At 68.3% G+C, this 9,250-nt stretch carries 10 protein-coding genes and 1 pseudogene; 7 read left to right on the top strand and 4 right to left on the bottom strand.

Annotation, left to right across the window (positions count from 1 at the left end; genetic code table 11):
• From E1292_RS52005 to E1292_RS47700, 3 genes are all read right to left on the bottom strand, one after another.
• The coding region (locus E1292_RS52005) for a hypothetical protein (RefSeq protein ID WP_165975133.1) at positions 1 to 226 on the bottom strand (226 nt) is incomplete at its 3' end.
• Positions 227 to 507: 281 nt separating this feature from the next.
• Positions 508 to 1,332 (bottom strand): hypothetical protein, encoded by an 825-nt coding sequence (locus tag E1292_RS47705; RefSeq protein WP_132606422.1) that lies wholly within the window; start codon positions 1,330 to 1,332, stop codon positions 508 to 510.
• A complete protein-coding gene (locus tag E1292_RS47700) occupies positions 1,329 to 2,138 on the bottom strand; it encodes an alpha/beta hydrolase (protein WP_132606421.1) in 810 nt (269 codons plus the stop codon). Before E1292_RS47700 ends, E1292_RS47705 begins: the two co-directional genes overlap by 4 nt.
• Positions 2,139 to 2,514: 376 nt before the next feature.
• On the opposite strand from E1292_RS47700, the gene E1292_RS47695 reads away from it, so the two are divergent.
• The 4 genes from E1292_RS47695 to E1292_RS47680 are packed head-to-tail and all read left to right on the top strand — an operon-like array spanning position 2,515 to position 5,644.
• Positions 2,515 to 3,618, top strand: a complete 1,104-nt coding sequence (locus tag E1292_RS47695; protein WP_132606420.1) for a sensor histidine kinase — start codon at positions 2,515 to 2,517, stop codon at positions 3,616 to 3,618.
• Positions 3,615 to 4,241, top strand: coding sequence for a response regulator (locus E1292_RS47690; protein WP_132606419.1), 627 nt, complete (start codon positions 3,615 to 3,617; stop codon positions 4,239 to 4,241). The genes E1292_RS47695 and E1292_RS47690 overlap by 4 nt, the downstream gene beginning before the upstream one ends.
• A 27-nt stretch (positions 4,242 to 4,268) precedes the next feature.
• On the top strand, positions 4,269 to 5,132 hold the full coding sequence (locus E1292_RS47685) for a CPBP family intramembrane glutamic endopeptidase (RefSeq protein ID WP_132606418.1): 864 nt from the start codon (positions 4,269 to 4,271) through the stop codon (positions 5,130 to 5,132).
• Positions 5,129 to 5,644: a site-specific integrase gene (locus E1292_RS47680; RefSeq protein WP_165975132.1), complete on the top strand. Its 516-nt coding sequence runs from the start codon at positions 5,129 to 5,131 to the stop codon at positions 5,642 to 5,644. The genes E1292_RS47685 and E1292_RS47680 overlap by 4 nt, the downstream gene beginning before the upstream one ends.
• A 140-nt stretch (positions 5,645 to 5,784) precedes the next feature.
• Here E1292_RS47680 and E1292_RS47675 read toward each other — a convergent pair whose 3' ends face one another.
• Positions 5,785 to 6,396: a tyrosine-type recombinase/integrase gene (locus E1292_RS47675; protein ID WP_132606417.1), complete on the bottom strand. Its 612-nt coding sequence runs from the start codon at positions 6,394 to 6,396 to the stop codon at positions 5,785 to 5,787.
• A gap of 637 nt (positions 6,397 to 7,033) precedes the next feature.
• Between E1292_RS47675 and E1292_RS47670 the strand changes: the two genes are divergently transcribed.
• From E1292_RS47670 to E1292_RS54665, 3 genes and pseudogenes are all read left to right on the top strand, one after another.
• On the top strand, positions 7,034 to 7,954 hold the full coding sequence (locus tag E1292_RS47670) for a DUF6192 family protein (RefSeq protein ID WP_132606416.1): 921 nt from the start codon (positions 7,034 to 7,036) through the stop codon (positions 7,952 to 7,954).
• A gap of 79 nt (positions 7,955 to 8,033) precedes the next feature.
• The gene (locus E1292_RS47665; RefSeq protein WP_220447421.1) at positions 8,034 to 8,411 is read left to right on the top strand and encodes a hypothetical protein; all 378 of its coding nucleotides are present in this window, start codon (positions 8,034 to 8,036) and stop codon (positions 8,409 to 8,411) included.
• Positions 8,412 to 8,414: 3 nt separating this feature from the next.
• Positions 8,415 to 9,121, top strand: a pseudogene (locus tag E1292_RS54665) (IS5 family transposase); the annotation flags it as partial.
• Positions 9,122 to 9,250 lie beyond the last annotated feature (129 nt).

Genomic DNA, 9,250 nt, shown 5'->3' with positions numbered 1-9,250 from the left:
ACAGGCCGCGCTGCATGGCCTGGGCGGGGTGGGCAAGTCCACGCTGGCCGCGCACTTCGCGCTCGCCCAGGCGGCGAGGCGGGATGGCGAAGGGCTGAATCCGCCCGAGTACTACGGCAAGGCGATCGGCGAGCTCCGCGCCCAGGGCCGCGATGTCCCCGACGAGTTGTTGTCGTTCATTGCCCCGGGCCATCGCGAGAACATCAACTTCTTCGGGGTTCATCACCGTCGATATCGAAGCCGAGCTCGCCAAGCTGATCGAAGGGTGGCGGCCCCTGCGCCCGACCAGGGTCCACGACGCGGGTCTGTCCTTCCTGCTCAACCCGTGAACCCGCCGAGGTGGGCGACTCGTTCGATGTTTCTCGGGTCTTCGTCGCCGACTGCCTGGATTGCCATGCGGCGAGTCCGCCTCCTGTGCTGGACGCATCGGAACGAAACATACGTCTGGCATACCGCGACAGGCCCACTCCTCTACTTCAAGATCGTTCTTTGGGCATACGTGTCCGTTCATCTGTTCCTTCCGGTCCCGGCCAGTACGACCAGGCCAATCAGGACGGTGGTGAGGACGGGTAGCCAGACGAGCCGGGCGAGCAGCCAGGAGGGCCCCGTGGGAGGGTCGTTGAGTCCCGCGATGGGCCCGAACCGCGCGGTGGCCAGTGCCGCCAGGACGAGCGTCGTGGGGTGCCAGAGGTAGAGCGGCAGGGCGAAGCGGTTGATCAGGGTGACCAGGCGGCTGCCGGACTGTCGGCCGGGCGGCAGGGGGTCGAGCCTCAGATGGGTTTGTCCCCAGGCCAGGCCGAGCAGGTATGGCATGGCCCAGAGAAGCATCGGGCCGAGCCAGTCGTCGATGACCGCTGCAGCGACCCCAGCGGCGAGGGCCGTGTTCCAGCCGTGGCGGCGGGTGAGCCGGCGCAGGAAGGGGCTGATCGCGGCGAGTAGCAGGTAGGGGATCAGGTAGGTCAACGGCGCGAGTGCGGTGGCCAAGATCTGCCGCACCGCGTCCTGCGAGAACCCGTTCGCCAGCAGCACAACGAGACCGCCGCCCCACGCCAGCAGGAACGTCACCACGGGCCGCAGCATCTGGCCCGCGGGCCACGCGACGGTGGCCCGGGAATACCCGCCAGCGAAGAAGAGCAACCCGAGGGCGAGTTGGGGCAGCCAGGCGGCGGGCGCCCACGGCGGCATGGCCTTCAGCAGGCTGGTCACCGAAATCTGGCTGGTGGTGTCGAAGGCCGTGGAGAGCCAGTGCTCGAGTATGACGACCGTGAGGGCAGCGGCGGTGAGCGCGTCCACGGGGGCGTGGAGAGGGCTGGTGCCCGGGGAGCGGTTCACCCGGCGGATCCGGTGAGGGCGATGCGGGCGATCCGTTTCAGCGTGGGGCTGCGCGGCCGTAGGTAGGTGTCGTGCGTGGCGTTGCCGCCGTCGAAGACCCGGGCGCCGAAGCCGGGGCTTACCGGATCCGTCCCCAAGCCGAACGGGCCGATCATCACGCCGGCACGGAGCACGTCGTCGCGGCGCCCGAGCCCGGCCCACACGCGGGCCGTCGTGCGCAACTCATCCGCCGTGCGAACGCCCAGCCCGGGGCTGCCTGTCACGATGAGGTCGTCGACGCGCAGTCCCGGTACGGCACGGGCGCAGACGATGGAGCCGTAGCTGTGACAGACCAGGCTGATCCGCGCCTGCAGAGGGAGTGTGCGCAATCGGCGTGCTCCTCGTTCCGCCGGCCAGATGGTGAGGATCTCCGGGTTGATCAGATCGGGCGGGTCATAGCCGAGCCAGCCGATCACCGCGGCCTGCGGGTCGATCGCGGTGGCCTCGCCATACAGGGCGTGAGCGGCCCGCCTGGGTCCCTCGAAGGAGCCGTCGAACGACCTCAGGCTCTGGCCCGAGCCTGGAACGTAGACGATGATCGTCCGAGCCGTGGCGAGATCTCCCACCACTTCGATCGCCTGGCCGTCTCCCTTGCCGCTCAAGGCGAGAAACTGCCGGCCCGGCCACCCGCTGGCCTCGTACCGGTCCCGGAGCTCACTGGCGGTGAACGCGGGCGGTGGCGGTAGCTCGCCCGTTACCGGACGCCCGGCGGTGGCCGCGATAACGGCGAGCACAACAGCGGGCAGCAGGCTCCGGGGGAGTCTCATGCGAGCCGCTTATGGTCATTGCCTCGCGGCCCGTCCGGACCGAACGCTGTTTCGTGCCTGGCGAGACGCCGCTGATCCGCTTGCATCCTCCTCTGATGCGGCACGCCGCTCACTGTGGCGCACCCGGCGGTGGTCCGGTCGAGGGCCGGGAGCAGTTGCATGGTCGCGGGCTTCCTCGCACCGTTCGTCCCGGAAAATCCGGTGATCCGGCCCGGCGGCACAGTGACGGAGAGGTCGTCCTGGTCGAGGGTGTGTCCGTGTCGTGGGGTGAGCCCGGTGGCTTCGATCACGGGCTCCACGATCGGCCGGATGCGGGTGGCCGCGCATCTGTCTCAGGACGGATGTGCCGATCAGGCGGCGCGGTTAGGTTCGAAGCGTGCGCGAAGAGATACGCCCTCCGCTGCTGAGCCGGGTGCCGACCTGGGCCTGGGTGACCATCGATACCGTGGTCGCCGTCGTGCTTGCGGCGTCCTTCCTGTGGCTTGCCACCACGCGGAACGACTCGTCGCCCGGCCTGATCGACTACGTGGCGGCCCTGATCACGAGCCTCCCGGTGGCGGTCAGGCGGTTCTGGCCGCGCGCGGTGTTCGTGCTCGTTCTGGTCGGCGGGCTCGGCATGCGCGAGTTCCTCGACCCGCACGCCGACCCGTTCTGTCTGCCGCTCGCGCTGTACACGCTGGCGACCCGCAGGAAAGCCGTCGTGGCGCTGGTGGTGGCGGCCGCGGTGGGCCTGCAGGGCGTGGTGAAGCTGCCGCTGACGCCTAACGTGCGAGATCAAGCGGGGCTGCTGCTGGCAGTGCTGGTTGCTTCCTGGGCTGTCGGTACGGCGGTTCGCCAGCGCAGGCTCTACACCGAGCGGCTCGCCGCGCACGCCGAACAACGGGCGCGAGCTGAGGCCGCCGAGGAGCGGTTGCGCATCGCCAGGGAACTGCACGACGTCATCGGCCACAGCCTGAGCACCATCGCGGTGCAGGCGGGCGTGGCGAGCCATGTGGGCGGCGCGCAGGAGATGAGCCACACCTTGGCCTCGATCGAGGAGACCAGCAGGTCGGCGCTGCGCGAGACCAGACGGCTGCTCGGCGTGCTGCGCGAGGACGGCGAGGCCGACCTCGCGCCTACTCCCAGCCTGGGCGACCTGGATGCGCTCATCGAACGGACCAGGGCGGCGGGCCTGGAGGTGGAGCTGATGATCGACGGCACTGTGGCGGAGGAGATGGAGCTGACCGTCTACCGGATCGTGCAGGAAGCTCTGACCAATGTGCTCAAACACGCCGGAGCCCGCCACGCTCGCGTCCGGATCAAGCAGCACGAGCAGGGGCTGCAGGTGGAGGTCACCGATGACGGCATGCGCGGCCAGGCAAGGCCGTACGGCCATGGCCTGACGGGACTGCGCGAACGCGTGCACCTTTTCGGTGGCGAGTTCGAGGCGGGCCCGCACCCCCTGCGCGGCTTCCGCGTCATGGCCAGGCTGCCGCTGTGATCAGCGTACTGGTGGCCGACGATCAGCCGCTGATCAGGACCAGCTTCCGCCGGCTGGTCGACAGCGCGCCGGGGCTGCGCACGATCGGCGAGGCCGCGACAGGCGAGGAGGCGGTGCGGCTGGCCGGTTGTGCCGATCTGGTGCTCATGGACGTACGCATGCCGGTCATGGACGGCATCGAGGCCACCCGCCGCATCTACTCGGACCATCCGGACACCCGCGTGCTCATCGTGACCACCTTCGACCTGGACGAGTACGTCTACGGAGCACTCCGGGCGGGCGCTGCGGGCTTCCTGCTCAAGGACACCCCACCAGCTGACCTGCTCAAAGCCATCGACGTGATCGCCTCAGGCGAATCACTCCTGGCCCCGACCGTCACCCGGCGGCTGATCGAACGGTACGTGAGCCCCGCACCGCCGTCCCTTGCCTCGCCCATCACCGCCCGCGAACGCGAGGTCCTCACCCTGGTGGCCAGCGGCCTGTCAAACGCGGAGATCGCCGAGAAGCTGTTCGTGACCGTCGGCACCGTCAAGACGCACGTCACTCATCTGCTGACCAAGCTCGGCGCCCGCAACCGCGTCCACCTGGTCATCGCCGCCTACGAGGCCCGCATCGTCCGCTAGCGCCAACTAACGCCCACAGGAGCAATCATGGTTTCCACGGAAAACCGGAGCGTGCTGCTCCGTCACCTCTTCACGGGTGCGGGCGCAGCGGTCTTCGTGTTCGCCTACGGCTGGCTCCTGATCACCGTCACCACTGAGATCGCCCCATCGAGAGACCCGGGCGCACCGAAGATCTCCCTGTGGGCAGCCGCGCTCCCGCCGCTGGCCGCTATCACCCTGGCCCGTCTGGTATCCCCGAGAAAGCCGATACCGCGCCCGCTGACCGGCCTGCCCAGGAGCCGACTGCTCAAAGAGACCTGGACACTGGCCGGCGCGGCCCTGCTCTTGGCTCTGATGATGCCCATAGCGCAGGGCCTGCTCTACCAGCTCGCCAAGATCCTTTTCCTGCTGGTCGTCCCGCTGGCCGCCTTCCGCCTGATCAGAGGGAAGGACGCGAAGGCCAGCGCGATCCCGGCGCCGGTCACCTGGCTGGCGCCTTTACCCGCGGTCGCCGCCTGGTTCCTGTTGTCGCAGGTCGGCCCGCTTGCGGTGCCGCTCACCCAGGAACTGCCCGATCCGATCATGCTGATCGCAGGCTCGCTCATCACGCTGCTCACGGCGAGCATCCTGGAAGAGGTGTTCTACCGGGCCTGGCTGCAGACCAGGCTGGAGGTCCTTTACGGCAGATGGCCGGCGATCATCGCCCAAGCCTTGCTGTTCGCACTCATGCACTCCTCCCGCCTGCACCCGGACGCCCTGCTCACCAGTCTCGCCACCATCGTGGCCTTCCAAGGCGTGTTCGGCCTGATGCTCGGCTACCTGTGGGCCCGCTACCGCAACATCTGGGTGATCTTCTTTATTCACACGATGACCAACCTGATTTTGGTGCCCATGCTGATGGCACTTCTGTGACATCAGCATATCTGCCGGCGGGGTTCGATCCGGGCGAGGACGGCCAGCATCGCACGATCATGGCCCGCGCGATCAAGTACAGGATTGCGATCCCGGGCTATGAGTGGCTGTCGGATGAGGAGATCGATGTGCTGCTCGGTCTGGCCCGGCATGATCGCGACAGATTCCTCATTCGGCTTCTTTCGCAGAGTGGCATGCGGATTGGTGAAGCGCTCGGGTTGCGCCGGGAGGACATGCACCTGCTGCCTGATTCTCGGGTGCTGGGCTGTCGGCACGAGGGGCCGCACGTTCACGTCCGGCGGCGGCTGAACGCCAACGGGGCGTTCGCCAAGGCCCGGCGGCCGCGGGCGATCCCGGTGGACGAGGTCACGATCGAGTTTTATGCGCACCTGGCCGACCAGGACCGGCAAGCCCTCGCCGACCTGATCAACCAGTTCGCGCACCAGGAAACCGATCCCGAGCGGCAGCTGACCGCCTGGGAAACGCCCCAAACTTTGGGCCTCCTAGCGTGAAAGCCCGGCTGCCCGCTCATCAACACCGAGCGGCTACAGCTTCGAGGCCGCGGGGAGGGACTTGACGCACCAGCAATAGAAGTCACATAAAAGCTAACGATCACTCGGCTGCGGCAAATCCGAGTTTATGAAGTCGCGGCTCATGTAATACGAGCTGCCATTCCGCATGAGCAGGAACGTCCGACCAGCGTGGTGGCGAGCGTGTGGCGTAGGACATGCGCCGTGGTGGGATCATCCAGCCCGGCGGTCTGGGCGATCTCGGCGATGATGCCGCCGGCGGCGCGCGCACTCAGCCGTCCGCCCTTGGCATTGAGGAACAGGGTACGGTTCTCACCGGCGTGGGGCCATTTGGGGCGTTCGTCGAGCCAGAGCTGCAACTCGGTACGGAGCTTGGGGTGGATGTCGACCTCGCGGAACTTGCCGCCCTTGCCGTACAGGCGCAGCCGGCCCTTGCGGGCCGACATCTGAACGCCGCCCATATCGAGGCGGACGACCTCGCTGATGCGCGCGCCGGCGTAGTACGGGATCAGCGCGATGCACCGGCCCCGGGGCGACAGGTGCGCCTCCACGGCGCGCAGCCAGCGGATGCGGGCGCGCTCCTCCAGCGCGCGCGGCGCGTTCTTGGGCAGGTCTTCGCGGGCGACGTCGGCCTTGCCCAAGCCTCGGCGGACGTGGAAGTCGTCCAGCGCGGTGAGGACGGAGTTGACGTAGACGCGGCTGCGCCTGGCCGGGCCGTCGCGCAGCAGCCACATCCGGTAATCGCGCACTGCCCAATCGCGAGCCTGGCGGTCAGAGGTTGTTGCTGAACTTTTGATCTTGGTAACCGCCGTCCTCGGGATGAATGGGAGGCCTGGCGGGCCAGGGACGCGGGGCGAGTGCGGCGGTCGTGGCCTTGGGGTGCTGGTGCTCATGCTGAGGGTCGAGCCATTGTGGTGGCATGCCGGTGACGGACGGGCGGTGTTGCCCGGCCTGTGGGACTCGCCTGCCCGGGTGGATGCGGCGGGATGCGGTGTTCTGCTCGGATGCGTGCCGGGCTCGGCAGCGGTGGCTGTCGCTGCGGATCCGGACCAGGGGTGAGGTGATTCAGCACGCCTCGCCGGAGCGGACGGTCGCTTGCCCGGAGTGCTCGCGGTCGTGGTTGGAGGGTATGGATCATCCGGTGGGCACGATCTATTGCTCGCCGCGTTGCCGGACTGCCGGCTGGCGGCGGCGCAGAGCCGGTGAGAACGGCGTCACCGTGACGCTGTTCTCTTAGGATCGTTGATTGCGAAATGTCCACATATGGCGGGGCGGGGATAAGTCTGCAACCAGGGCATTGTCACCAACTGTGTGCGGGTGGAGACTTCGCGCTAGCACTCGTGCAGGTGCTCGGACGCGAGGAGAGGCGCGATGACCACCATGATCGGGAAGGTGACGCGGGAGCGCTACGAGCAGTTGGTCGCCGACGGGCTGGAGCAGCTCGCCGTCCAGGGGCGAGCACAGCTGATGCTCGGCGATCTGGCGTTGGAGATCGAGCCGATGAACCCGCGGGGCGGGTCGCACGCCGGCCCTGGGGAGGAGTCGTTCGGCGTCCGGCAGTCGCTGGCGCAGTACGCCGAGGACCTGGACATGCCGCTGGCGACCCTGCTCGACAACCGGTGGGTGGCCTCCCGCTGGCCCAAGGAGCGCCGTCAGCACGGCGTGTCGTACGTCGTGCACAAGGCCCTGGCGGGCATCGCGGATGAGGACGTGCGCTTCGCCAAGATCCTCGACCCGCCCTGGCACGAGAAGTCGAGGACCTACCGGTGGACGCAGGACGCGGCCAAGCGGGAGGTCGGCCAGCGGGTCAACCGTCCCACGACGGTTCAGGAGAGAGTCGAAAAGGTTCACGACCTGCTGGAGGATGAGAAGGTCGCGGCCCGGGTGGCGACCGATCTGCTGCGCCAGCCGCAGGTCGTGTCCGAAGTCGTCGAGGACCAGACCGCGATGCACCTGGTCAACCGGGCCCAAGTCGACCGTTCCCACCGGATCGCGGCACAGCGACTGGAGGCCGTGCCCAAGCCGACCAGGACGGCCATCGAGCGGGCGCGTGAGCAGGTACGCCACAATCGCGAGTACGTGGACCTGGTCGGGGCCTGCGCCACGTTCGTGGCGGCGGCCGGTTGGATCGTGCCGACGCTGCGTGGGCATTCGTTCACCGACGAAGAGCGGGCGCGGGTGCACGCCAATCTGGCCCGCGTGCGCGGCGCGACCGAGTGGATCGGCCAGGCAATCGATACCGGCGACCTGTCCTTGGATGAGGGCCTGGCCGCATTGCTGCGGGGCGAGTGAGCCCGCGATGGCCTCCTCCACGCCAGGACGGGGGCAGCGGGACAGAGTGCCGACGAACGTGTGTGGTGAGCGAGTCCGGATGGCGCTGATGGGAGCGCGTCCGGCTGGGCTGACCACCCGGCAGTTGGTGGCCGCGACCGCGCTGAGCCCCTATCAGGTCCGCAGGGGGATCTTGTGGATCAAGGAAGTCGCCGCGCGCGAGCACTTGACCCCGCTCGTCTATACCGCGAAGGGCGGGTATCGGTTTCCCGCCGACTCCGCCGACTGGGTGGCGTATGAGAAGTCTCAGTTCGCCGCCTCGCTGACGCGGATCAGCCGGTTGCTGGACGGCACGATCACGCCGCACGCCATGAAGTACCCCGACGACAAGTGGGCCCGCTTCGTCCTGGCCCAGGCCACCAGCCTGCAGTCCACGCTGGACATGCTGGCCAACGGCAGCGCACCGGTCGGAGGCTGAGCAATGCGCCCGCGACGCTACCCCTCCGACACCGGCGCCGCCGAGTGGGCGCTGCTGGAGCGGCTGCTGCCGGTTCCAGCCTGCCAGACGTCCACCGGCGGCAGACCAGAGAAGCATGTTCGCCGTGACGTGGTGGATGCGATCCGCTATCTGGTGGCGAACGGCTGCACCTGGCGCGCGATCCCGTCCGACTTCCCACCGTGGGCCACGATTTACGGGCACTTCGCACGCTGGGCGCGGCAAGGGGTGGTCAGCCAGATCCGAGACCAGCTGCGCCGCGCGATCCGGCTGCGCAAGGGCCGCTGTCCCGCGCGGTCACCCTCATCGTCGAATCCCAGTCGGTGAAGGGATCGGAAACGGTCAGCAAGGCCACTCGCGGCTTTGACCCGGCCAAACGCATCAACGGCAGGAAGCGACATCTTGTGGTCGATCCCTGGCTTCAGGTGATGGTCATGGTCACCCCGGCCGACATGGCCGACCGGGACTGCGCCCGCGAGCTGCTGTTCCGGCTGCGCCTGACCCACCCCGAGATCACCCTGGTCTGGGCCGACTCCGCCTATGCGGGATCGCTGATCGAGTGGGCGCGCACCTTCCTGGACCTCACCGTCAAGGTGGTCTCCCGGCCGCGCGGCGCCCAGGGCTTCGTCGTGTTGGCCAAGCGCTGGGTGGTGGAACGGAGCCTGTCGTGGGTGCTGCGCGCCCGCCGCCACATTGAATCGCCCCGGGTTCGGTGGAGACTTGATCTCTTGAGAGGATCGAGTCCATGCCTGGTAAGTCTCCCTACCCCGCCGAGCTGCGCCGCCGAGCGGTGCGGATGGTCGCCGAGGTGCGGCCGGATT

Source organism: Nonomuraea deserti (assembly GCF_004348685.1).
Lineage (GTDB): Bacteria > Actinomycetota > Actinomycetes > Streptosporangiales > Streptosporangiaceae > Nonomuraea > Nonomuraea deserti.
Note: the sequence above shows the minus strand (reverse complement) of the source record. Positions and strands in the feature narration are given on the sequence as shown.

Coding starts and splice junctions, on each gene's coding strand:
- E1292_RS47670 (WP_132606416.1), top strand. CDS start 7,034: ATGACCACCATGATCGGGAAGGTGACGCGGGAGCGCTACGAGCAGTTG.
- E1292_RS47685 (WP_132606418.1), top strand. CDS start 4,269: ATGGTTTCCACGGAAAACCGGAGCGTGCTGCTCCGTCACCTCTTCACG.
- E1292_RS47700 (WP_132606421.1), bottom strand. CDS start 2,138: ATGAGACTCCCCCGGAGCCTGCTGCCCGCTGTTGTGCTCGCCGTTATC.
- E1292_RS47675 (WP_132606417.1), bottom strand. CDS start 6,396: ATGTGGCTGCTGCGCGACGGCCCGGCCAGGCGCAGCCGCGTCTACGTC.
- E1292_RS47665 (WP_220447421.1), top strand. CDS start 8,034: ATGGCGCTGATGGGAGCGCGTCCGGCTGGGCTGACCACCCGGCAGTTG.